The sequence below is a fragment of the Streptomyces acidiscabies genome (assembly GCF_020010905.1).
In the GTDB taxonomy this organism is placed as follows: domain Bacteria; phylum Actinomycetota; class Actinomycetes; order Streptomycetales; family Streptomycetaceae; genus Streptomyces; species Streptomyces acidiscabies.
The window spans coordinates 250,942-273,980 of sequence record NZ_JAGJBY010000001.1; the positions used below are offsets into that span (position 1 = coordinate 250,942).

The following is a 23,039-nucleotide window of genomic DNA, read 5'->3' on the forward strand; positions in this document are numbered from 1 at the left end:
CCGGCCCGCGCTACGGCCTCGGCAGCGGTACGACGGACCGCAGCGCGTCCGGCGCTCTGCCCGCCGCCGTCCAGGCGTGGACGACGGACGCGACCACACCCGGCGAGGCCGGCGCCCCGCCCGCGCCCCGCTCCGGCCACAGGAACCGCACGCTGCCCAGCGCGTCCCGCACGCCGATCACGCACCCGGCACCGGGACCCGGCACGGCGGCCACGAGGCATCCCGGATGCCTCGCCAGCAGGGCGTCGACCCGCCGCAGGGCCGCCTCGAACCTCAGCAGCTCCCCGGTCACCAGCACATCGGCGTGCTCCAACAGGGGCTGATGTTCCGGACGTTCGGGATCCATGCGGAGGTGCTCGTCGCACGGGAGCAGACCCGACGGGTGTCCGCACGCCACCGCTTCTTCGTCGTACCGCGCGGCGCTGACGAGCGCGGTCCCGTGCGCTGTATCGGACCGCCAGAGGACAGCGGATCGTCCGCTGTCGTCGTGAGGAAGGAAACAGACGCTGATCCGCACGGCGCCGTACGCCGCGGGTCTACCGACCGGCATGGCGGGCACGGTAATCGGCACCGCGGGACGAGGTACGCGTTTCACCGGTTCGCCCCCGCTGCCTCCGTGACCTCCCAGGTGCGCAGTGGAGGCGGCGCGGGCAGCGGCGGGACGACAGGTGCGCGGGCGGGTTCGCCGATCTCCAGCAGCCGGTAGAGCAACGACCGCATCCGCCGGTGGAACTGCCCCGGCGCCGAGGACAGCGACGCCGCGACCTCGTCGTACTGTCCGGGGCTGTACTGCCGTACCGCGTAGTCGAGTTGGTCGGCCAGTGGAAGTCCGGGAGCGAGGACGGGAGCGGCGGAGGCCAGCAGCGCCGCCGGGGAGTACGCCGCGATCTCCCGGCGCGGACCCGAGGTGAGCAGCAGCGCCGCGCCTGTCAACGTTCCGTACGCGGTCAGTGACCCGTGGTCGCCGATGACCAGGTCGGCCGCGACGAGCAGCGCCTGCCAGTCCGCTTCCGGCGGCACGATCGCGATGTCGCGGTCCCGGCAGCCGGCGAGCCAGCCTCGTACCTGCCAAGTGCCGTGCCCCGCGAAGACGTTGGGGTGAAGCAGCAGCGCGAACCGGTCACGGTCGCCCGACCTGCGGCTGACCAGGTGCGGCAGCAGCGCGTCGAGCCGCCCGAACGTGGAGGCCGGGCCCCAGGTCGAGGTGACGACCACGAACCGCTGCCCCTCCTCGACGCCCAACGCCCGGCGGTACTCGTCGCGTTGAGGCCGAGCGGCGACGATCCGGTCGACGCACGGGTCACCCACCACATGGGCGACCGGCAGCGCCTCGGGGCAGGAACGTGCCAGTTCCTCCAGCGCGCGGTCGTGTCCGTAGACGATCGCGGCGGGGAAGACACGGCCCTCGTGCAGCAGATGCTGCCGGCTGAGCATGCCCGGTACGCGCACCTCGCCGGGCGCCAACAGCCGTGTGTCGGTGAGCAGTTTGTTGTGTCCCGCCCCGTGCGAGACACGCACGACCGGGGCCCGCAGTTCGTGCACCCCGCGGGAACTGGCGGCCAGCGCCAGGTCGAACTCGGTGCGCAGCGCCTCCTCCCAGGGCACGACGGCGATGCCGAGGCCCTCCAGATACTGCGTGACTCCTGCGCCGAACGCGTGCGGTGCCGCTGTGAACACCACCTGGACGCGTAAGTCCCCCTCCAGCAGCCCGAACACCTCCCTCAATCGCTGGGCGAACGTCAATGTGTGAACGACCACCAGAACTCGCTTGCAGTCCCGTACGGTGAGCCAGTGCCCCTGTTCGATCAGGGCCGGGCTCGTGAATCCCAAAGACACGCGATCCCCCTATCGCTCTTCACTGCGTACTGCAGCCGAGAGAGCGCGTGCCCGGTCCGTACGGCACTTTCCTTGCATCCGCCTTGCAGAACCCTTGCGCGGCAGCGCGTTGGCCGTCAGGGTCAGCCGGTTTGGGGATGCAGGAGCCTCGCCAGCAGGTCGTCCAGTGTGACCAGCCCCGTGAGACGGCCCTGTTCGTCCCGTACGACCGCCAACGTCGCCCTGCGGCGCCGGAGTTGTTCGATCGCCTCGGCGACCGTGTTCTCCGGGGACAGTTCGGGGACCGGGCGGGACAACTCCCGTGCGGTGGTGGTGCGTTGGCGGGAGCGGGCGACGAGCGCGTCGCGCGCGTGCACCGAGCCGACCACCGTGTCGCCGTCGCGGACCAGCAGGCGGCTGCGGTCATGGGCGGTGGTGAGCGCGAGGATCGCCTCGACGTCCGCGTCGGCCGGGATCGACGTGATCTCGACGGCGGGCACCTGGAGTTCGGCGACCGGCACCTGAGGCTCCGTCAGGGAGTTGGTGATCAGCTCGGAGTCGTCCTTGCTGATCAGCCCGAGCCGCTCCGACTCCTCGACGAGGTGGGCGAGTTGCTCCCGGTTGTGGACGGACGTCAGCTCGTCGCGCGGGGTGACCCGGCAGAGCCGGACCAGCGCGTTGCTCAGCGCGTTGAGGACGCGGATGATCGGGCGGACGGCCTTCACGACGCCCCGGAACATCGGGGACAGCAGCATCGCCGAGCGCTCGGGGTGCGCGATCGCCCAGGATTTCGGGGCCATTTCACCGACGACCATGTGCAGGAAGACGACCACGATCATCGCGACGGCGAAGGCGATCCCGTAGCTGAGCGCGCTCGGCAGCCCCAAGTTATGCAGGAGCGGGTCGAGTTCGTGGGAGATCGCCGGTTTCGACACCGAGCCGAGCCCCAAGGTACAGACGGTGATGCCGAGTTGGGCACCCGCCAGCATCAACGACAGTTCCCGCATACCCGCGAGAGCCGCGCCCGCGCCGCGCTGCCCCTCGGCCGCCGCCTTCTCCATGCGGTGCCGTTTGGCCGCCACGAGCGCGAACTCGGCAGCGACGAAGAACCCACTACCGACGAGCAGCAACAGGGTCACGAAGAGTGCCATCGGGAAGCTCATGACGACCGCACCTCCAGGCGGACCCGCTCCGGTACGTGCCGGTCGAGCGTACGGACGTCGATCGTTGCCGAACTCCCGTCCATGAGAGGGATGTTGAGGCTGTCCCCGACGGTCGGGAAGCGGCCCAGCCGGTCGACGATCAGGCCCGCCACGGTGTCGTAGTCCTCCTCCTCGGGGAGGACCACGCCGGTGGCCTCGGCGACCTCGTCGAGACGGCGGCCCGCGTCGACGAGCCACCCGTCGCCGTCCGCGACGGCGATCTCGGTGATGCGGTCGCTCTCGTCGGCGATGTCACCGACCAGTTCCTCGGCGATGTCCTCGTAGGTGACGATCCCGGCGACACCGCCGTGTTCGTCGAGGACGACCGCGAACTCGTCGTCCCCGGTGCGCATCTGCTCCACAGCGTCGGGCAACGGGAGTGTGTCGGGCAGGAGCAGAGGGCGGCGGGCCGCGGCTCCGGCCGCCGTGGCCGCGAACCGATCAGCGGGCAGCGCCATCAACTCCCGTACCCCCAGCACCCCCGCGACGTCGTCGGGGTGGTCGCCGAGGACCGGATAGTTCGAGTGGCCGTGTTTCGCGATGAGTTCGACCGCCTCGGCCAGCGACGCGTCCTTGCGGATGAAGACGGCGTCGGCGCGCGGCACCATCACCTCGTCGAGCGTGCGCTCGGAGAACTCCAGGGCATGGTCCAGGAGTTGGGCGGTCGCGGTGGGCAACTCGCCCTGTTCCCTGGACTCTCCGATGAGATGGCCCAGCTCCTCCAGCGTCGCGCCGTGGTGCAGCTCCTCGACCGGCTCGATACCGGCCTTGCGCAGCAACCTGTTCGCGGCGCCGTCGAAGACGTGCACAAGCGGTCCGACGACCTTCAGGTACGACAGGGTCGAGCCGGCCAGCGCCTTCGCGAGCCGCTCGGGTACGGCGATGGCGAGGTTCTTCGGCGCCAGCTCGCCGATGACCATCTGGACGACGGTCGCGAGCACGAAGGCGAGGACGACCGAGATCCCGCCGACGGCGCCCTCGGGGACACCGATGTCGGTGAGCAGCGGTTTCAGCAACGCGGAGACGGAGGGTTCCGCGATGAACCCGACCACCAGACCGGTGACCGTGATGCCGAGCTGGGCGCCGGAGAGCATGAAGGAGAGGCGTTCCAGCACCTTCAGGGCGCGGGTGGCTCTCCGGTCCCCCTTCTCGGCCTCCCTCGCGAGAGCCAGCCGGTCGGCGGAGACGTATGCGAACTCCTGGGCGACGAAGTACCCGGTCCCCAGCGTGAGGACCAGGACGGCCAGCAGGCCGAGCCAGGCTTCCGCGGCGCTCATCGGACACCACCCCGCCGGGCGCCGCGGTCTGTGAGACCCGTAGTACTCAGGTATGAGCGGGATGGTCCGGGACTGTGTCCCGGGGAGTCCGTCGATCTGGCGGACACGCGTTCACTCCTTGATCAAAGAAACGTTCACTCCGAACGTTCACCTTGGCAACGATTGTGGCCGAGACCCGGTTCCCGCGCCCGGCGGGAGACCGGCCCCACCTGCGCGCACAGAAACGCACAGCAACCGTTTTCAGCCGTTCCCGGCCCACGGGCGCGAAGCCTCTGCCACGCCCCGTACCACCGACCCTATGCTGCTTCTACTTGAATGTAGAAGGCCCACGTGTGAAGAACCTCGCGCGTACCGGCCCGTGAAGAAGGAGTGGACGCCACGATGGTGTTCAAGCGACTGCTCGGCTCGCTCGGCGTGGGCGGCCCCACGGTCGACACGGTCCTCGACCCGGCTCCCGTCCGCCCCGGCGGCGCCCTGTCCGGTCAGGTCCATCTCAAGGGCGGCAGTGCCGACTTCGACATCGAGCACCTCATGCTCGAACTCGTCGCCCGAGTGGAGGTGGAGCACGAGGAGGGCGAGAGCGACGGCGTCACCGTCTTCGACCGGACCGTCGTCGGCGGCGGCTTCCGGCTCGCCGAGGGGGAGACCCGCAGCGTCCCCTTCACCTTGACGCTCCCCTGGGAGACCCCGGTCACCGAGCTGTACGGTCAGCCTCTGGGCGTAGTACTCGGGGTGCGTACGGAGCTGGCGGTCGCCAGCGCCAAGGACAAGGGCGACCTCGACCAGCTCACCGTCACGCCGCTGCCCGCGCAGGAGGCGGTCCTGGAGGCGTTCGGCCAGCTCGGCTTCGGTTTCCGCTCCGCCGACCTGGAGTACGGCCGCATCGCCGGGACCGGGCAGCAGCTCCCCTTCTACCAGGAGATCGAGATCACCCCGTCGCCGCAGTACGCGGGCGTCCTCAACGAGATCGAGGTGACCTTCCTGGCTGCTCCCTCCGGGGTAGAGGTAGTACTTGAGGCCGACAAACGTGCGGGGTACTCCTCCTCGGACACCCTCAGCCGCCATGTCGTCGGGCACCAGGACGTCCGCGACTGGAACGCCGAGGTCGAGGGGTGGGTACGGCAGCTCGCGGAGCACCGGGGGTCGTACGGGTACGGGGGTACGGGGTACGCCGGTCAGGGGGTACCTGGGAGCTACGGGTCCTACGGCGAGCCCGGCAAGCACGATGCGTACGGCCATGGCGGCGTCGGCCACGAGGAGCACCGGCGTTCCGGGCCCGGTATGGGGACGGCGGTCGCGGCCGGGGCCGCCGGGCTCGCGGTCGGTGTCGTCGGCGGGATGGTCGCGGCGGAGGTCGTCGACGAGATCGGCGACTTCTTCGAGGGCGACGACGAAGAGGGCGAGGACTGACGTGTTCGGGCTCAGTGAGCTGGCGGTCATCCTGATCGTCGTCATAGCCGTGCTGGCCGCGAAGAAGCTGCCGGACCTGGCGCGGTCGGCGGGGAAGTCGGCGCGGATCCTCAAGGCGGAGGCGCGGGCGGCGAAGGAGGAGGGGAACCAGGTGACCCAGGAGGGCGAGGGTACGCCTCGGGTCGTACAGGGGGAGACCGTGAAGCGGGGAGAGGTGCCACCGGATCAGCGGGCGGCGTCCTGAGGTAGTACCCGTGTAGTACTCAGGTCCCCTGGCAGGTCAGTCGTCCCCGTGGTGGCGGCGGATCCTGGAGGCGATCTCGTTCTGTTCGGTCTCCCACCAGGGGCGTACGCGGTCTGGCTCTTCGGAGTGACGGGGGTGACCGGAGTGATCCGCTTGCCCGGGCTGACCGGCGCGGCCGGTGTCACCGGTGTCGGCGGCGCGCTCGGTGGTATGGGAGCGGGCGGCGCGGGCCGCCTGTTCCTCGTCGAGGCGGCGGTCGAGTGCCGCCGCCTGGACGCGTTCCGTGCGCGCCCACTGCACGAGGATCGCCAACAGGAAGGGCAGCGCGACGAGTTCGGCGATGCTCAGCATGACGCCGCCGCCGAGCTGCTGGTCGTAGTGGACGCTCGGCGCCCAGGCGGGGTGGTGGTTCAGGTACCAGGCGCCCGCGATGAGCGAGCCGTGTGTCATGACGACGAGGCCGGGCACGGCGTCGATGATGCCGTCGAGGAAGACGAGGGCGGCGCGTACGGGGTGGGTGCACCAGGCCGGGAGCGTCTCCTCCTTCGTGAGGACGGGTACGACGAACAGGCACCCGGCGGCGAGGAGGTTGAGGTACATCAGCTCGTGGAGCCAGCCGTCGCGCAGGGCCGTCGAGAAGTACGGCGTGAAGTAGACGGTCAGCTCGGTGAGCAGGACGAGGGCGGTGCTGACCAGCGGGAACGTCAGCGCGCGGACGACCCGTCCGGTCATCGCCCGCCGTACCCTGCCCGCGGCCCGTTCCGGGAGCGCCTCGACCGCCAGCCGCAGCGGGTCCCCGAGCGCGAGGCCGAGCGGGGCGACCAGGTCCAGCAGGATGTTCTGGACGGCGGCGGGCCAGAACAGGACGTGGTCGTACACGGCTAGTCCCGACATCGTCGCGACGAGCAGCGTGCCGAGGCCGAGGACGGCGAAGGCGAGCGTCCGTACGACCGGCCAGCGTCCCCGCAGCCGCAGCACACCCCAGCCGTACGCCCCGCCCAGCGCGGCGATCAGCAGCAGCGCCGGGACGTCGAGCTGCCAGGCGGTGAGGAAGTGGCCGGGGGTCGCGGCGGGCAGGGCGCTCATCAGGGTCGTACCTCTCAGGTATTGCTTCGGGGCAAAACGGTAGTACTACCTCTCAGGTATGACGCAGGCGGGCGGGGAGCCGACAACCTGTCCTTGACCTCGACTTTGCTTGAGGTCCAAGGATGAGCCACATGGAAACGAACACGACAGACACCGAAGCGGCCGACATCGCGGCGATCGAGAAGGTCGTCGCCGAGGTCGAGCGAGCCCAGCGCGCCAAGGACGTGGAAGGGTTTCTCGCGCTGTTCCACCCCGAGGCCCTCTGGACGACCGGGCACGGCAAGGTGCTCATCGGGCTCGACGCGATCGCCGAGTTCACGCGGGCCGTGCTGCCTGCGGCGAGCTGGGACGGGGAGGTCAGTTACGAGCCGGTGCACATCCAGTTCCTGCGGCCCGATGTGGCGGCGGTCAAGGTGCGGCAGGTGTACCGGTCGGTGGACGGGGACTCCGAGGGCGCCCCGCTCTACGTGATGAGCAGACGGGGCGACGGGGTGTGGCTGCTGCACGCGTGCCAGAACACGGAGGTGAAGGCCGACTAGTCGCTCAGTGGCCGCCGCGCGGCTCGAAGCAACCGCCCTCCGGGTAGGGACCGTTGGTCGACACCTGGTAGTTGGTCTTCTGGATGAACGCGGTGACGCAGGCGTCGTCGTGGACGTAGAGGCCGACGCGGGCACCCTCGGGGGTGACGTAACCGTCGTTCTCGTAGCGCGAGTCCATCGGCTTGACCTGGAGCGTGCCGCCCAGGGAGCGGCCCTTCGCGTCGAAGTGCTGTTCCTTGTAGCCGAGTTGGAGCATCGCTGTGCGGACCGTCGCCGGGTCCCACTTCTTCTGCTGCCAGAGGCGCTTGAGGACGGGTTCGATGCGGGCGGCTTCGCGCTGGGCGTCGGCGGCGCTCGCGGGGGACATGTCGGCAGGGATGCGGAAGCCGTTGTTCTCGCGGTAGTGGGGGGCTCCGTCGCCGGCGCCGGGTTCCACGTAGGCGGGGGCGGGTGGGGCGGAAGTACTGGGACCGCCGGAGGTATTACGGCTTTCGGGGGTACTACGGGTACCGGGGCTCGGGGTGCCGGGGGTTGCCCCTTCCGGCGTAACTCCTCCGGCTCCGGCCGTGCTTCCCTCGGCCGCCGTACCCGCGCTCGACCCCGTCGTACCGCCGCCGACGTCCGCCGACGTGTGCTCCTTGCCGCACGCGCTCAGCGTCAGTGCGGTGACGACGATCAGGGCCGCTGTCGCAGCGCCTTTTCTCATGCGTACCTCCGGCACATCCATCTCCCCCGTTACAGGCCGGACTCACCCTAGAGGGCTACCCCGGCCCTGTCGTGAGTGCGGGTACTCAGCGGGCGGGGCGAGGATCTTGAATGAATCGGACGGGGAGGAAAGAAACGGCCGTAGAAACCGGTTGAGAAACAGGACCTGGCCGGGAACCGGCGCATCAACTTCTACGTTCCTGTAGAAGATATAGGCAGGCAACGGTAGGGCGGCCGGAGTGGGCGCCCCTGGTTTTTGGAGTGTTCATGGCCCTGTGGGACCGCATCAAGGACTCCGCGACGCAGATGCAGACGCAGCTGGTCTCGAAGAAGAACGACCTCAAGAGCGGCGCGTTCCGGGACGCGAGCATGGCCATGTGCGCGCTGGTGGCGGCGGCGGACGGCCACATCGACCCGTCGGAGCGGCAGCGTGTCGCCCAACTCATCGCGAACAACGAGGTGTTGCAGAACTTCCCGGCGGACGACCTGCGCCGGCGCTTCGAGGACAACCTCAACAAGCTGACCACCGACTTCGACTTCGGCAAGGTCAGCGTGCTCCAGGAGATCGCCAAGGCGAAGAAGAAGCCGGCCGAGGCCCGCGCGGTCATCCAGATCGGCATCGTCATCGGCGGCGCGGACGGCGACTTCGACAAGGACGAGCAGGCGGTGGTCCGCGAGGCGTGCTACGCCCTGGACCTGCCGCCGCACGAGTTCGACCTCTGAGTTACGCCGATCGAGCGCCGGGCCTCAGGTACTACGGGTACTACGGGGCCTGGCGCTCAGGGGTCCGGGACTTCCCGGAGGTATTACACGGGTACTACTGACCGCCCTGGCGAACAGAAGCTCGAAGCGCTCACGGATCCACCGGCATGTTGGGAATCCCGCTGTCGATGACGCAGTTGTCGGCGGGGTCCTGCGTGTGGGTCTGGCTGTCGCCGGGGGCTGTGCCGGAGGCAGTGCTCGCGTCCTCCGGGGTGGTGGACGTGGAGGGGTCGCACGAGGTGCTGGAGCCGGTGCTCTGGCCGGAGCCGCTGCCCGTGCTGGGTGCCGGGCTCGCCCCCGATCCCGTGCCCGACCCCGCCTCTGATCCCGTGCCCGAGACGCCAGTTGGCGGGGAGCCGGGATTGTTCTGCTCCGCTCCGCAGGCGACCAGTGTGCAGGCCAGCGCGCCGATGGTGACGGCGAGCCGAACTCGTAAGGATCCGGGCATGAGTTGGCCCCTCCACGTCGTACGTCCGTCAGTCGGCGGACGCCGGTTGGCGCATCAACGTCAGTAGGAAGAGTACGTGTTGAACGCGTCGCCGACCCATGTCGCGAAGTACGGCGAGCGCATCTCGGTCGGGTTGTCGCGGCGTTCCGTGTTGCTGTTCACGCCGTTGACGTAGCCGCTGTAGTAGACGTTGTCGTCCTTGCCGAAGATCCACGGCCCGCCGCTGGAGCCGCCGGTCATGTTGCACGGCATCTTGATCTGGTCGGTGACGGAGGAGCTGCGCTGCGAGGTGGTCGCGGAGCAGAAGTACTGCCACTGTCCGTCGAACGCACCGGATGCCGGGTACCCCATCGCGACCATGAAGCGGTTCTTGGGGTAGTTCCACTGAATGCCCAACCCGCCTACGGAGTTGACGAGTTCACCGGACGAGTTCGGCGAGGTGATGACGATGCCGACGTCGTAGCCGAAGTTCCCGCTGTTGATCCACCCGTTGAACGCGACGAGCGTCTCGGCCCACCACGTCCCGTACGGCCGGCTGCCGTGGTCGTAGTACGGCACGAACTGCCAGTTGGAGGACCAGCTTTGACCGGGACCGCCGTGTACGCAGTGCCCGGCGGTGAACACCATGTTCTTGTTGGTGCTGTTGACCGCGGACCCGGAGCAGACGTAGTCGATCCCGTCGGAGCCCCGGAAGAACACCTTGCCCACGACCTGAGTTGCCGAGACCTTCAGCTTCGGCGCACCCGGCGTGCCCTGAACTCCCTTACCGGCGACGGGTTGTGAGCCGGTCGTCGCCCCGCCGATCGCCTCCTCGATGACGCTGTCCGGCACGGACTTCCCAACTGCCTTGGGCGGTACGGCCGCTGCCATGCGTTCCGGCGTCCAGTACTGCGCGGTCAGCGCTTGTGCGCTGGGCGAGACGCGGTGTTCGACGGCACCCGAAGCGGCTGCCGTTGCCTGGCCCTCGGCGGCGATGACCGTCGACGGCGCGAAGGCGAGCCCGAAGGCGACGCAGGCGGCGAGCAGATATCTACAGCGATTGCGTAACACGTGACACCCTCCCCATCCAGTGGCATGTCCACGCAAGCCTCTAAAGTCTGTGTAAGTCCTGTCAATGGGTTCAACAGGGCTGGAAGGCTGGATATCGACGCGGGCTCAACTGGGCGTGGAGAAAGGGCACTTGAGCGATGCGGGGACGACGAAGCCCCTCTCGGTCGGAGACGGAGAGGGGCTGGATATCGCCGTAGGTCAGTCAGTTCTGGGGGTCGTCGCCGAACTGGCCGAGAAAGGAGGTCCAGGTCTTGCGGGAGGTGGTGAGGAGGGGGCTGGTGGTGAGCTTGCTGTCACGAACGGCGAGGCCGGAAGGGGCAGTGAGGGCGACCTCCACGCACTGGCCTTCGCCGACTGTGTAGGACGACTTCCAGAAAGGACTTACTACCTCAATCACGATCCGTCTTCCTTGGCGCTTCGCAGCGCGCTCCGGATAACTCGCGCGCTCGCTTCGGGTGATAGCGCCGTCGATCGTAGTAGGTCGTACGCATCACTGTAAGCGGCAAGCCCCACAGGGTCCTCAAGGATCGAACTGCCCCACAGGTTCTCCACGTGCACGGCTTCCACGACCGGTTCGGCGTCAAAAGTGAAGGCTGAGAAGGCGTGCGACGCCGCGATGGCTCCGGCGCCGAACGGGAGCACCTGGATGGTGACGTTCTTCCGCTTACCGATCTGGAGGAGCGCGGAGAGCTGTTCCCGGTGGACCTCGGGGCCGACGATCGGGTACGCGATGAGCGACTCCCAGAGAACGGCCGAGTAGCGCGTCCCACCCTCGCCGATCGTGTCCTGTCGCTTCAGGCGCGCCTCGGACAGGTAGGCGGAACGCTCGGGGCTGACGAAGCCGGGCAGGGTGGTGAACACCGCATCCATGTAGGCCGGCGTTTGCAGAATCCCGGGGATCAACACCTGCTGCCACTCGCGGATGTACGTCGCGTCGTTCTCCAACCCGATGTAGTCGACGTAGTCCGGCCGCAGATCGGCGTACTCCGTCCACCACCCTTTGGGCTTCGGGTTCTTCGCCAACTCCTCCAACTTGTCCCGGACTTGCGGGTCGACGACTCCGTACGCGTCCAACAGCAACCGCACCTCGATGACACGTGGCGTCGCATGCCCGGTCTCAAATCGGCTTATCCGCGCCTGACTTGTGACGATGACCTCGGCAGCCTGCGGCTGATCCAACTTCGCCGCCTGCCGAAACCTCTTCAGCGCCGCACCAAGTCGCCTGCTGCGCACCGTCGGCCGTCCACCTGCGGGCATGTCTGCCTCCCCTCTCGCCGCCACCATGCCACACGCTCCGTCAACCCAAGGCCAGCATCACACGATCGAGTGACACCTATGCATGCATTCATGAGTTCTGATTGCGATGGTCCTTGATCCGCCCCTAGCCTCATGAGCAACAGGCCGTTGTTCCACGGCCCTTGACTGGCGAGCCGTCAGGAGGCAATCCCCCATGCCCGACACCGTCACCTTCCAGATCCCCAAGAACCGCCGCCACGTCCCCACCGCCAGGCACCGCATCCAAAAGACCCTCGCCGACTGGGGAGTTGACCTCGACCTCTCCGACGCCATCACCCTCGCCGCCAACGAACTCGTCACCAACTCCGTCGCCCACTGCAAGATCCCCCTCGCCCGCATCGAGATCACCCTCCGCCTCACCCCCGACCACCTCCACCTGACCGTCGCCGACCCCGACCGCGACCACCTCCCCCACCTCACCCCCGTCACTCTGGAGGGCGAGGGCGGCCGTGGCCTGATCCTCGTCGACCGCCTCGCCAGCGACTGGGGCCACGCGACGGGCCCGTACACCAAACACGTATGGGCGACCTTCACCCTGCACCCGGCGAGGACCTGTGCTCCGACGGATCTCTGAGGCACTGGCACGACGAGGCCGCGCAGCCGAAAGGGACCCCGGCTCCGAAGTCCGCGTCCCGGACCCGTACGTCTGGCGTCTACCCGACCGCCCAAAACTCGCGCACGACGCCGAACACCCCTACACACACCCGGAGTTGGAGTAGTCCCTCACCGACGGACGCCCCACCTCACAACGGCGTAGCCGCATGCAGGATGACGAACATCGTCACCGCCGAGTTCGCGGACGACATCGCCGACACGGCCGTCCCCGCAGCCGCCCCCCACGCCGCGAGCCCCACCCCCGTGAACACGGACGGCCAGTGCCGAACGGACGGCGCGGGACCCAGAAGTGCCGCCACCCGGCGAGGAATTGGCCCCGGCGCGGCGAACCCGGCGAGCGCGGGGACCGGTGCGCCACGGGACAGCAGCGCCGCTTTGCCGATCGCCCGCGCGACCGTACGGCGGCTGCCGATCACCGCCGCCGCGTCCTCGTCCGCCCAGCGTTCCGCCGTATAGGAGACGGCAGTTGAGAGCGGACGCAGGAACGGGTTGGCGCGGGCGGCGAGTTGGACGGTGAGCAGGTACCGGTGATGCCGCGCGGTGAGGTGCGCGCGTTCGTGGGCGAAGAGGGCCCGGCGCTCACCGGGATCGAGGCTCCCGAGCAGCGCCGTGGTGACGACGATGCGGTCCCGGCGGGCGCCGGGCAGGGCGTACGCGTACGGCGTGTCATCCCGTAGTACCGCTACCTCTGTGGAGGGAAGCCCGGCGAGCGCCCGGTGGGCGCGGCGGCGGAGGCGGAAGTGGCGCCAGGCCGTACGGATGCACACCCCGGCGACGGCGAAGAGGGCGGGGATGGCGCCCTTGCCCGCGACCTCGTCGTACGGGACGGCCGCGCGGACCTCGGGGTCGGACCACCCGTCGGGCAGGGGGTTACCTGGGAGTTGCGCCGTTCCGACGACCATCAGAAGAGCCAGGCAGACCGTGCTGCACAGGGCCATGACGGCGGCCATCGTGGTGAGCAGGCGGGTCGCGGCGCGCGGGTGGAGGTGCTGTTCGGCGAGGCGCGCTATCGGCCAGGCCGTCAGAGGCAGGACCAGGGGGAGGAAGATGAAGAACCCCATACGGCGTCAGCCTTCCCCTTCGCTCCCGGTCTCGCCCAGCAGCTCCCTCAACAGCCGCTCGTCGTCCGCGCCGAGGCCGGTGACGAAGCTGGCGAGCACCGCCTCGCGGTCGCGTTCGCCGTCGAGCACCTTGCGCATCTTCCGTGCGGCCAGGCCGGCTTGGTCGGACGCGGGGGTCCAGGCGAAGGAGCGGCCGGCGCGTTCGCGGGTGACGGCGCCCTTCTCCAGGAGACGGGTGAGGATCGTGATGACGGTGGTGTACGCCAGGTCGCCGCCGAGGCGTTCCTGGACCCAGCCCGCCGTCGCGGGGCCGTCGGCCGCGCGCAGGGCCTCCAGGACGAGGGCCTCCAGCTCACCCTGCCCCCGCCGCCGGGGACGTTGTTCGTGGTCCGTCACGCCCTGTTCTCCTCTACCCCACCGGATGTAGCTCCATGGTATCGGGGTATGTCATACCCTCCCCCTCCGATTACTTCTACAGTGATGTAGATTTAATGGCCAGGGTCGATCCCCACGGGTCACCCTCGCGACCTACGGTCGTAGTACCCACCCCCGAGGAGGAGTTCGCAGTGGGAGTAACCCTGTCCAAGGGCGGAAACGTCTCGCTCAGCAAGGAGGCTCCCGGCCTCACCGCTGTCGTCATCGGGCTCGGCTGGGACGTCCGCACCACCACCGGCACCGACTACGACCTCGACGCCTCCGCGCTGCTGCTGGACGCGAACGGGAAGGTCGCCTCCGACGCGCACTTCATCTTCTACAACAACCTCACCAGCCCGGACGGCTCCGTCGAGCACACCGGCGACAACCTGACCGGTGAGGGCGACGGCGACGACGAGACCATCAAGATCAACCTCACCGGCGTACCGGCCTCGATCGACAAGATCGTCTTCCCGGTCTCCATCCACGACGCGGACAACCGGGGCCAGAGCTTCGGCCAGGTCCGCAACGCGTACATCCGCGTCGTGAACCAAGCGGGCGGGCAGGAGATCGCGCGCTACGACCTGTCCGAGGACGCGTCCACCGAGACCGCCATGGTCTTCGGCGAGCTGTACCGCCACGGCGCGGAGTGGAAGTTCCGCGCGGTGGGCCAGGGGTACGCGTCCGGGCTGCGCGGCATCGCGGCCGACTTCGGCGTCAACGTCTGATCTGCCGCTGGATGTACGGGGATCGCCTCTGGGGGATCACCTTGAGGGGGCGCCTTCGGGTGAGCTCTCGGGTAGTCCCCGGTTAGCTCTCAGGTATTCCCCGGCCTGCTCTCGGGTTAGCAGCGCCGGGCTAGCCCTTGGGGTCGTACCCAGCCAGATCTCGGGGTGGCCCCCGGGCTGGCTCCGAGGTCGTACCCAGGTAGGTCCTGGGGGTGACCTCCTGAGGGTGACTCCTGGGGCCGGCTCCGGAGTCGTACCCGGGTAGGCCCTGGGGGTGCCCCCCTTGAGGCCGGCTCTGAAGTCGTACCCGGGTAGGCCCTGGGAGTGATCTCCGGCCGACCCCTGGGCGAACCCCGGAGCGATCCCTAGGGTGATCCCCCTCCGCCCACTCCACCACCGGGAGACCAGATGGCCGTCCCGCACCACCTCCGCCCGGAGGACCGAGCGGACTTCGAGGAGACCTTGCGCCTCGCACTCGTCAGGACGGGGCAACGCGCCCTGAAGGAACAGGCGCTGGCCGACGCCGACGTCATCTCGGCGGCGGCGGGAGCCGAGTACGCCGCGTACGTCGCCGTACGGCAGGACGCGAGCCGTCGGCCCGCCGCGCAGAGCACCGCGCTCGCGGCCCTCGCCGTCCTCACGCCGATCATCTCCGCGACGTCGGCCGTGTTCCTCCTCCTCGCCGGCTACATCCTCCAACTCGCCGACGCGTCCGCCCCGTTGCCCGCGTCCCTCATCACCGCGGGCTGGTTCCTCGGAGTCATCGCCGTCCTCAGCACCCTCATCGCCGTCGCGGCCGTCTTCCGCACGGCAATCCAGACCCGCCGGGGTCCCGCCTCACCCGCCGACATCGAGCAGGCTCGGCTGGAGTGGAAACGAGCGTTGCTGGAACGGGGGTTGGTGCCGTACCTGTCGGGCTCGGGGGACAACTCGGGGCGATCCTCCAGGAGTTGATTCGTCGCACGGTACCCGGACGTGATGGAGCAAGGGCAACCGTGCAGGAGGACGACCCGAGTCGAACCCGCACATGATTCGGAGAATCAAGCGAACGAAGACACGAAGCCCGACGGTTCCCCAAAGGGTGAGATGCCGCCGGTGGCATCGGCGAGCCTGGCCCCCATCTCGACGTCGTCGTCATGCACCCTGACGTCCTGGATACCGAGTCCACGCATCAGATCGTGGGTGTGAATCACGTAGGCCCGTCCTTCCTTGCGGATACGGCACGGGAACTCACCACGCTTCACCCGCTTGTAAGCGGTCTTGACACTGAGGTTCAGCGCCCGCGCCGCGGTCTTCATGCTCACTGTCGGAGGAAGACCGAAGACTTCGGAGAACGGTACGGACTCATCACGGTGTCGAGTCATGCGCGGCCTCCCCTGTCTCGAACAACTCCTGTTGCCGTATGTCCTTGTTCCCGCAGCAGACATCGGCCCTCCTCAGCCCCGCCCTGCGCAGCCTGCGCGTCTCCCGGACATGCGGCATCAGACCGAGGCGCTGTGCCATGGCGCCGAGCCGCTCTCCGTTCGCCTGCTGTACGAGGCCCATGGTCATCCCGTGGACCGGCACGACCTCGCTCTCCGCGAACTCGATGTCCTTTTCGGGCAGGTCAAGGGGACCTGACTCGGTACCGACCTCTTCTGCCGGCAGCTCGGCCAATGGCCGTTTGCCGGTGCGCCGTCCACCGGCGTAGGCAGCATCCAGCACGTGGTCCTCCACGTTCCCCGGTGTCACGGCGACAGCCGTTCGCATGCCCTCAACCGCACCGGTCAGAACCTCCGACAGAACATCGCCGACGTCCGCTCCGGTACGACGAGCCACGCTACGGGCCATCCCCTTCAACCGGGGTGCGAGCAACCACAGAACGATGAGCGTCCACCGCTGCTCCCTGTCCTGGCACAACTGGCCCAGGATGTCCTGCCACAGTCCCCCGCGCTCGGCGTCAGCGTCCGGCCTCCGTACGGCTACGCGCAGTGCGTCCAACGGGAGGCAGAGATCGACGGGCGCTTCGACGCACTCGCCCTCATGTCGGCACAACCGCTCGTGAGAGCAGCAGCTCTCGATCCAGACCTCCAGGTTCGCGAAGAAATCGGTGTAGGGCAGTACCGTCATCGGGACTCCCCCTCTCCGAAGTCTCCGTCGCGGTCCTCGCGCAGGAGAACTCCGTTCTGCGGCGGAGTAGTTCCGTCCTCGGTCGGCATCGGCCCTCTGGACAGTGCGTGCCACCAGTCCGTTGCCGCCTCAGGCATGTCCCCCGGCTGTCCGGCGTTCACGTGATCGGCATGATGACCTCGGTTTTGGTCCTGCCCCTCTTCTGTCGGCGTGCTCTGACTGCCGCCGTCGGGAAATTCCTCGCGCTCGGGAAAGAGGTCCTGCCTCAGCGCTTCTGCGGCTCCTGCTCGACCGCTCGTCTCCACCATACGAACGAGGCGGTGCACGAAGGCTCGGCGTTCGTCAGTACCCCGGGCATAGCCGAGGTCGTCGAGCAGAGCGGAAACCCACTCGCCGACCTCGCGCCGTCGGACGGCATCGTCCTGGAACGCGGTCTCGTCGATCGGTCCCGGATGGTCACGGCCTTCCCGTTCCCGGGCCCAAGAAGGTGAAGTACGCGGCTCGGACAGGTGACGGAGAGGCTCTGGTATCTCCCGGTCGTTGGCGACTGCGGACAGGCAACTCAGTGGCCCGACCATCTCCACAGCGCGCTCGATCTCCTCCTCGTGACGAAGCAGCCACCAGACCGCGGCGCTCCCCGGAGAACTCAGCACGTCGTCCTTGAGATAGGCACGCCGATTCCGTTCGTGGTCCCGATGGCGCTCCCAGGAACTGACGGTCCTTCTCAGGTCGTCGAGTTCCTCCAAGTGGCGGCGGTCCGCGTGCCGCAGGGTGAACTGCACATCGACGGCATGGACCATGAGCGTTCCCGACTCCGCGCGGAAGGGCATCCCCACTGTGCCCTCCACCCAATGACGCAGGAATTCGGCGCGGTTCGGATGCTCGCCGGCCGTACAGTTCTCGACCCTGCGCAGTACGGCACTCACCGCCTGACCGCTCACACTCCCCGGTACCGCTCCCAGCGAATCCGGAAGAGCGTGCCACCGGATCGTCGCGGAGAACAGGAAGGGACAGTCCTCGACGGCACTCCGGACCGGGATATCTGAAACAAAGGTCTCCTGATAGGGCAGCTCGGTCGGGGGTTCAGGAGTGTCCTGGAGGGGTTCGTCCTCGCCCCGTGCATGCCTCCCACCTGTGTTCGGCACGAGGAGGACGACAAGGAACGCTCCGGCGACGACTGCGACGAGAGGGAACCACATCCAGTTCCTCCAACCGACCGCCTCCGCGCCTGCCACGGCACAGCCGACGATGCCCAGGAGGACCAGACGCAACCTGCGGCGAGTATTCATGAGCCTTCTCCTGTCGTCCGCCCACCGACCCCCACTGGTCCCCCGTCGAGCCCGAGCGCCCGGTCGATCTCCCAGCAGAATCGTTCGGTGAGCCGTTCACGGGCTTCGTTCGTCATCTCCGCGGAGGGCAGAACACCCCACTCGCAGACTGCCGCGTAGAGACGGTTGAGCTGGACGTCGTCACCCACGGTTGCCAGCAGTACCGCGTACATGAACCGGCCGTCGGCGATGCCACGCGCCGACAGGTCCAGCCATCGTCGGAGGACCGGAGTCCAGTCCGCCGTCGTGTTCGTGGCCGACATGGCCCGCCAGGCCAGGGTGAACTCCTTCCAGGGGGGTGCGACGCGCATTTCCTCGGGGTCGAGCAGTTCGAGGAGGAACCTCCCGGTCTCCTGCGAGGGACGACCGGCGAGAAAGTCCGCGAGCCGACGGAACACACGCCCGTTTCCCCGGGCGAGATCCAGGAGGGCTTCCCGGGCCGATCGGGCCTCGTTCCCATCCTGACGAAAGGCGAGGTGACGAAGCCTGACCGCGGCCTGCTCAGGGTGAGTCACCCCGATGACCTGTCGACAGACATCTGTCAGTACGCGGGCCAGTCCCGGAGAGATCTGGTTGGTGACCCAGGCGTAGACCCTCGCGCGGAACCGTGCTCCGTACCGCTCGTGGCTGAGACCGAGCTCCAGCAATGCGGCGGCTTCTGCGTGAAACCGCTTACCGGGTCGCCGCGTCCATTCCTCGACCAGGTCGCACAGGTCCTCCGGACGCCCCACGGACAGCGCCTGCTCAGCGAACCTGGAGATCAGATGCATACGGTCTTCCGCCCCGAGCCCGGGTAACTCGACGCACCGTTTCATCCAGTCCCGGAAAGCGGAGCGCAGACCCGGAAAGTTCTCCCAGAAGTGGCGCCTCACCGAGTTGTCGTAGGCAAGCCGCCTGAAGGCGATTCTCCCGGTTCCGTCCCGTTCGATGGAGAGTTCTTCCAACTGCTCACCCAGATCGGACTGCGCGAGCCTCAGAGTGTCCTCAGGTTCGTACCGAAGAACCTCCAGAAGCAGATCTGCGCCCCTCTCCGCCACTTCGGCCACGGCTCCGCTCGTCATCGCCGCGCTGAAGAGCAACGCTCGTTTCTCCGCGCTTCGATGTACACGCACCTGTCCCGCTGCCTGCTCCGCGCAGTCGGTCAGGGCCGCCACCGCTTCGTCTCTCCACGAGATGAAGGAGGTGCCGTAGCGACGGCTGTCACGTGCCTGTACGACGAGTTCGGCCAGCCGCGCGAGGTCATGCATCGGAGCGGTGGCGAACATCTGCCGCAGCTCTTCGGTGTCCAAGTGCTCGGGAGAGAACCCGACGCCGTGTACGCGGAGGTGACTGCCGAGGACCGCCCTGCCTCGGGGACGTTCCAGTGACACGACGAGCGGCGACAGGTCGGTGTGGAGCATCCAGCCCAATCCCGCCGGCAGGACTACCGCCATTCGAGCCTGTTTCTCCTCGACGACGGACCTGTACCGCATGAGAGTGCTCTGCGCCGCCGGATAGTCGGCGTCGGTGACACCCGACAGGTCCATGAGGTACCGGTCCGCGGAACCCGTGAAGTCGTCCCCTGCCATGACGGAGAGTTCCTCGATACGGTCCTTCGGCCCCGGAGCCTGTTCCAGGAGCATGGTGGCCGCCGTCCGTCTGCCGAGACCGGGCGGGCCGTCCAGAAGAACCACGGTGCCCGGATTCTCCAGACGCTCGGCGGCCCTGCCGTAACGACTAGGAGGAATGAAGCACCTGACGAGCCGTCGGCGATGCTCGCGAACGATCGTCGAACGCTTCGCGCCGGCGCGAACCAGCTCTTCGGTCGCGGTCAGTATCCAGGTGTAGTTGTACTGATCTCCGCTTCCGGTGTGTACGCCTGCCTGTGGGTCGCTGACAGTCGTACCTCCAGGACCGGTCACCGTCCACCGTCACCGGAGCCGTGGTACAGATTCCCTTTCCCGGTGTGGACAGGACCCTGCGGTTCACTCACGAAGGTGCCCGAGAAATCACCGTTGACGTTACCGATGCCGCCTCGCTGGCGATGCCCTTTGGTCTTCACCTGCGCTCTGATCGCCGGTTCGGCCGCCTCAGCGGGTTCCTCCGTGTCTGCGGGCTTCGAGCCTCCGCGCTGGTCGGCTGCCGCCGCCAGTTCAGGCACCAGGCTGACGAGGTCGGACACCAACCGTGCCAGATCCGCTTCGGCGTTGCGGTGGCTGAACCTGCGGTACTGGCAGTCGGCCAGATCCTCCAGTACGGCGGGCAGGTCATCGTGCCGGAGTCGTACCGCATTGCCTACTAACAGAGGAATGACATGCGCTCCGGTCTCCAGTGCTTCGAAGATCTCCCTGCGGGTCCAGTCCTCGGGGTCCTCAAGAGCCGGCCGGCCGTCCCTGGTCCGAGCCTCGGCCCAGCGGGGGCCGATCAGCGCCAGCAGCACCCGGCAATGTCGCGCAGCGGTGAGAAGCTCCTGCGGGAACCTGCCGCCCGGAGGAATCGACTTGCTGGCCCGGAAGACGTTTTCGTCTCCGAACACCCTGGACAGCTCCCTCTCGACGAGCGTGGCAGTTGCCTCCTCGTCGTTGGTCCGATAGTTCACGAATATCATGGACACGACAAACTCTCTTCTGTGCGAGCGGCATCTCTGCCACTGAGGGAAGGCTGGCTTTTGGCACTGCCCACCCGGACGTCCTCAACAGGAGTCCGGGCGGCACAGGTGACTTCGCCTTGCTCTGAACCAGTCGGCCACCGGTGAAGATCTCGGCAGTCGGCGAGCGTGACCGCAGGCCGGGGAACCGTCTGGGACCGAAGCGCGGCAAGCAGGGTCAGGTAACGGTCATGGCGTTCACCAGAGCAGGACGGAGATCCCGCACCACGGGCAGGGACCGAAACCGTGCCAATTCATGATCGAGCCGGCGGACATCCGCTCGGACGGTGGCGGAGGGAACGAGGCCGGTGAACCAGAGCAGTTCCTCGGCCACCTGACAGGATTGCTCGACCTCTCCGGATGCGGCGTGAGCCAAGGCCCGGCGGATTCCATATCGGACGCGATTACGAAGTGCGTGCTGTGGAATCCGCAGGCACTCCCGGTCCAGCACCTCAGCGGCCTTTCGGTGCTCACCCAGGTCGTACAAGCACCAACCGGTGACCACGGAGACGGGATCGGCGAGATGCGTAGGGCCGAGCGCGAGGCCGTCCGACTCAGCCTCGTCCCGCGCCAACAACTCGCGCGCGCGGTCCAGTCCGCTCAAACAGGCTTTCACGTCGCCGGCCAGAGCGTGCCCTTGGGCTTCACGCTGGACGGCCAGTCCACGGATCCGAGGCGGCAGAGCGCTCCTCTGCGCTTGGCGGGCGAGCGCGATCGTCTCCTCCGCGTCCCCGTCGTAGAGAGTGACGAGAGCACGGCGAACCTTCGCGTAATCCGCCAGGTGGTCGTCACCCCCGGCCTTCGCGAGTTCGACCGCTTGCGCGGTCCAGTGCATAGCACTCCGGACGTCACCTGCCTCCTGGGCCATCCAACCGGCGTACTCGGCGAAGCGGGCCGCAGTTGCCAGCAGGCCCGTTCGAGTAGCACCCAAGGATTGGGCCGAGAAAGCGACGATGGCGGTGGTCTGATCCCGGAGTTGAGCCAGCAGAGCTCCTGGAGCGCTGGCCTGGCCGATCTTCCGCATCTGCCGTAACTGATCCTGGAACAGAGAGATCAGGGGTGGATCCGGCTCATCTGCACGGACACCCCTACTCTTGGCGACCGCGGTGAAGGCCAACAAGGAGCCGGTGCCGAGGGCAATCGCTTCGCGCCGGGGTCGATCCCGCCCCTTCCCGGCAGGTCGCGCGTCCCCCACCAGCCGGCCGAAGAGACCGTCCGTACCGAAGAAAGCATCGCACCGACGCGCCAGGGTGACCGAGGGCTTCTTGTCCCCTCGTTCAACCTTACACAAATGGGCTTTGCTGTAATTAACCTCCCGAGCTACCTCTCGCAGGGTCTTGCGAGCTTCTTGTCGGCGCCTGCGCAGCTCGGCACCGAAGCGTAAGGGGACGTCCACTGGAAGCTCCTTCACCAAGAAATCCAGGGCAGTTGAGCACTACAGATCTCGGACCGAAGACGAGTGTGACACGCGCGATGGGCTTGCGGCAGCGCTGAAAGAAAGTTTCCTGTTTCCTCTTTCTTTCCACTAGCACAGTTGCGTAACCTCGCACGGCAAACCTTCGCTGCCACACGGTCACCGAGCATCGCGACGGCTGCACTCACACAGCCCCCGCCTCAAGGTCCCGCTATACGCGAGCACCGGCCGGATGAAACAACTGCGTTCACATGAAGGCCGGTTGACGCAAAGAACGAGTCGAGCCGGAGTCCGCAAGGTGCGGACTCCGGCTCGTTCGGCATCAGCGATCAGCCGTACAGAACCACCCGAGGCTGCACCGTCCCGACCACACCGGGCGACGTGACGGTCAGGCGGTACGCCTGGGTCAGTGTCTCGCCGGGCGCGAGGGTGTGCTGCGCGGTCGTGAGGTCCGTGTAGAGCGTGCCGGTCTGGGTGCCCGGTGTGACGGCGGTCCAGCAGCCGTCGGCCTTGCGCAGCTCCAGCTCGACGTCGGCCGGCTTCAGGAAGGGGCCCAAGTCCGGTGAGACGAGCAGGAGTTGGGGCGCGACTATCAGGCCGGACGCGGTGGTGTTCGCGTAAGTGACCGTGAATTCATGGCTCTTGCCGTCGGTGGGCAGAGCGCTGGTCGCCTGGTCGACGAACTCGACCGGTACGGGGGCCGGTTCGGCGGCCGGGGCGACGGTGACGGTAGTCGCCGCCGGGGTGGAGGGAGCCGCTAGGGCGGGAGTTGCCGTGGCCAGGCCGCCTGCGAGGGCCGCAAGGAGGGCGAGGGAAGCGATTCTTGCCCCGGTGTGGGGGAACGGGACTTTCTTCACGGTGCTGTCCGGTCTCTTTCCGGTTGGTCCTTCAGGGGTACTGCGGGACTACT

26 protein-coding genes are annotated in these 23,039 nt (G+C 67.9%); 7 read left to right on the forward strand and 19 right to left on the reverse strand.

Features of this window, described 5'->3' with window-relative positions:
* Positions 1-10 precede the first annotated feature (10 nt).
* From J8M50_RS01030 to J8M50_RS01045, 4 genes are all read right to left on the reverse strand, one after another.
* Positions 11-550, reverse strand: coding sequence for a hypothetical protein (locus tag J8M50_RS01030; protein WP_040835623.1), 540 nt, complete (start codon positions 548-550; stop codon positions 11-13).
* Between the two features lie 41 nt (positions 551-591).
* Positions 592-1,830 carry a hypothetical protein gene (locus J8M50_RS01035; RefSeq protein ID WP_010351579.1) on the reverse strand — a complete coding sequence of 413 codons (1,239 nt, stop codon included), beginning with the start codon at positions 1,828-1,830 and terminating at the stop codon, positions 592-594.
* 128 nt (positions 1,831-1,958) lie between these two features.
* Positions 1,959-2,978: a hemolysin family protein gene (locus J8M50_RS01040; RefSeq protein WP_010351580.1), complete on the reverse strand. Its 1,020-nt coding sequence runs from the start codon at positions 2,976-2,978 to the stop codon at positions 1,959-1,961.
* The gene (locus tag J8M50_RS01045; RefSeq protein ID WP_010351581.1) at positions 2,975-4,294 is read right to left on the reverse strand and encodes a hemolysin family protein; all 1,320 of its coding nucleotides are present in this window, start codon (positions 4,292-4,294) and stop codon (positions 2,975-2,977) included. The genes J8M50_RS01040 and J8M50_RS01045 overlap by 4 nt, the downstream gene beginning before the upstream one ends.
* 381 nt (positions 4,295-4,675) lie before the next feature.
* Here J8M50_RS01045 and J8M50_RS01050 point away from each other — a divergent pair, with 381 nt between their 5' ends.
* Together J8M50_RS01050 and J8M50_RS01055 are read left to right on the forward strand one after the other, a co-directional pair.
* Complete coding sequence (locus J8M50_RS01050; protein WP_029183551.1) at positions 4,676-5,704, forward strand: sporulation protein; 1,029 nt, start codon at positions 4,676-4,678, stop codon at positions 5,702-5,704.
* A 1-nt stretch (position 5,705) separates the two neighbouring features.
* On the forward strand, positions 5,706-5,948 hold the full coding sequence (locus J8M50_RS01055; RefSeq protein ID WP_010351583.1) for a twin-arginine translocase TatA/TatE family subunit: 243 nt from the start codon (positions 5,706-5,708) through the stop codon (positions 5,946-5,948).
* A gap of 36 nt (positions 5,949-5,984) precedes the next feature.
* On the opposite strand, the gene J8M50_RS01060 is transcribed toward J8M50_RS01055, so the two are convergent.
* A complete protein-coding gene (locus tag J8M50_RS01060; RefSeq protein WP_010351584.1) occupies positions 5,985-7,034 on the reverse strand; it encodes a cytochrome c oxidase assembly protein in 1,050 nt (349 codons plus the stop codon).
* Between the two features lie 131 nt (positions 7,035-7,165).
* Here J8M50_RS01060 and J8M50_RS01065 point away from each other — a divergent pair, with 131 nt between their 5' ends.
* Complete coding sequence (locus tag J8M50_RS01065) at positions 7,166-7,573, forward strand: SgcJ/EcaC family oxidoreductase (RefSeq protein ID WP_010351585.1); 408 nt, start codon at positions 7,166-7,168, stop codon at positions 7,571-7,573.
* Between the two features lie 4 nt (positions 7,574-7,577).
* Here the strand turns inward: J8M50_RS01065 and J8M50_RS01070 are convergent, their stop codons facing one another.
* Positions 7,578-8,279 carry a hypothetical protein gene (locus J8M50_RS01070; protein ID WP_223786136.1) on the reverse strand — a complete coding sequence of 234 codons (702 nt, stop codon included), beginning with the start codon at positions 8,277-8,279 and terminating at the stop codon, positions 7,578-7,580.
* Positions 8,280-8,545: 266 nt separating this feature from the next.
* Between J8M50_RS01070 and J8M50_RS01075 the strand changes: the two genes are divergently transcribed.
* Complete coding sequence (locus tag J8M50_RS01075; RefSeq protein WP_010351587.1) at positions 8,546-9,001, forward strand: tellurite resistance TerB family protein; 456 nt, start codon at positions 8,546-8,548, stop codon at positions 8,999-9,001.
* A 130-nt stretch (positions 9,002-9,131) separates the two neighbouring features.
* Here J8M50_RS01075 and J8M50_RS01080 read toward each other — a convergent pair whose 3' ends face one another.
* The 4 genes from J8M50_RS01080 to J8M50_RS01095 form a co-directional block, all read right to left on the reverse strand.
* Entirely contained in the window at positions 9,132-9,488 is a 357-nt protein-coding gene (locus tag J8M50_RS01080; RefSeq protein WP_158002773.1) for a hypothetical protein, read from the reverse strand.
* 60 nt (positions 9,489-9,548) lie between these two features.
* Positions 9,549-10,538, reverse strand: coding sequence for a trypsin-like serine peptidase (locus J8M50_RS01085; protein ID WP_010351589.1), 990 nt, complete (start codon positions 10,536-10,538; stop codon positions 9,549-9,551).
* Positions 10,539-10,740: 202 nt separating this feature from the next.
* On the reverse strand, positions 10,741-10,935 hold the full coding sequence (locus J8M50_RS01090; RefSeq protein WP_010351590.1) for a DUF397 domain-containing protein: 195 nt from the start codon (positions 10,933-10,935) through the stop codon (positions 10,741-10,743).
* A complete protein-coding gene (locus tag J8M50_RS01095) occupies positions 10,932-11,822 on the reverse strand; it encodes a helix-turn-helix domain-containing protein (protein ID WP_223786137.1) in 891 nt (296 codons plus the stop codon). Before J8M50_RS01095 ends, J8M50_RS01090 begins: the two co-directional genes overlap by 4 nt.
* A 166-nt stretch (positions 11,823-11,988) precedes the next feature.
* Here J8M50_RS01095 and J8M50_RS01100 point away from each other — a divergent pair, with 166 nt between their 5' ends.
* On the forward strand, positions 11,989-12,408 hold the full coding sequence (locus tag J8M50_RS01100) for an ATP-binding protein (RefSeq protein ID WP_010351592.1): 420 nt from the start codon (positions 11,989-11,991) through the stop codon (positions 12,406-12,408).
* Positions 12,409-12,577: 169 nt separating this feature from the next.
* On the opposite strand, the gene J8M50_RS01105 is transcribed toward J8M50_RS01100, so the two are convergent.
* The gene (locus J8M50_RS01105) at positions 12,578-13,510 is read right to left on the reverse strand and encodes a M56 family metallopeptidase (RefSeq protein ID WP_010351593.1); all 933 of its coding nucleotides are present in this window, start codon (positions 13,508-13,510) and stop codon (positions 12,578-12,580) included.
* Positions 13,511-13,516: 6 nt separating this feature from the next.
* On the reverse strand, positions 13,517-13,906 hold the full coding sequence (locus J8M50_RS01110) for a BlaI/MecI/CopY family transcriptional regulator (RefSeq protein WP_010351594.1): 390 nt from the start codon (positions 13,904-13,906) through the stop codon (positions 13,517-13,519).
* Positions 13,907-14,076: 170 nt separating this feature from the next.
* On the opposite strand from J8M50_RS01110, the gene J8M50_RS01115 reads away from it, so the two are divergent.
* Entirely contained in the window at positions 14,077-14,652 is a 576-nt protein-coding gene (locus J8M50_RS01115) for a TerD family protein (protein WP_010351595.1), read from the forward strand.
* A gap of 408 nt (positions 14,653-15,060) precedes the next feature.
* Positions 15,061-15,606, forward strand: coding sequence for a hypothetical protein (locus J8M50_RS01120; protein WP_010351596.1), 546 nt, complete (start codon positions 15,061-15,063; stop codon positions 15,604-15,606).
* Positions 15,607-15,692: 86 nt separating this feature from the next.
* Here the strand turns inward: J8M50_RS01120 and J8M50_RS01125 are convergent, their stop codons facing one another.
* The 7 genes from J8M50_RS01125 to J8M50_RS01155 form a co-directional block, all read right to left on the reverse strand.
* Entirely contained in the window at positions 15,693-15,950 is a 258-nt protein-coding gene (locus tag J8M50_RS01125) for a helix-turn-helix transcriptional regulator (protein ID WP_010351597.1), read from the reverse strand.
* Between the two features lie 49 nt (positions 15,951-15,999).
* A complete protein-coding gene (locus J8M50_RS01130) occupies positions 16,000-16,761 on the reverse strand; it encodes a hypothetical protein (protein WP_010351598.1) in 762 nt (253 codons plus the stop codon).
* The gene (locus J8M50_RS01135; protein WP_050987151.1) at positions 16,758-18,050 is read right to left on the reverse strand and encodes a hypothetical protein; all 1,293 of its coding nucleotides are present in this window, start codon (positions 18,048-18,050) and stop codon (positions 16,758-16,760) included. The genes J8M50_RS01130 and J8M50_RS01135 overlap by 4 nt, the downstream gene beginning before the upstream one ends.
* Complete coding sequence (locus tag J8M50_RS01140) at positions 18,047-19,990, reverse strand: hypothetical protein (protein ID WP_063748017.1); 1,944 nt, start codon at positions 19,988-19,990, stop codon at positions 18,047-18,049. The genes J8M50_RS01135 and J8M50_RS01140 overlap by 4 nt, the downstream gene beginning before the upstream one ends.
* The gene (locus tag J8M50_RS01145) at positions 19,987-20,676 is read right to left on the reverse strand and encodes a toll/interleukin-1 receptor domain-containing protein (protein ID WP_010351600.1); all 690 of its coding nucleotides are present in this window, start codon (positions 20,674-20,676) and stop codon (positions 19,987-19,989) included. Before J8M50_RS01145 ends, J8M50_RS01140 begins: the two co-directional genes overlap by 4 nt.
* Before the next feature lie 217 nt (positions 20,677-20,893).
* Positions 20,894-22,111: a helix-turn-helix domain-containing protein gene (locus J8M50_RS01150; RefSeq protein WP_050987153.1), complete on the reverse strand. Its 1,218-nt coding sequence runs from the start codon at positions 22,109-22,111 to the stop codon at positions 20,894-20,896.
* Between the two features lie 347 nt (positions 22,112-22,458).
* Complete coding sequence (locus tag J8M50_RS01155; protein WP_010351602.1) at positions 22,459-22,986, reverse strand: hypothetical protein; 528 nt, start codon at positions 22,984-22,986, stop codon at positions 22,459-22,461.
* Positions 22,987-23,039 lie beyond the last annotated feature (53 nt).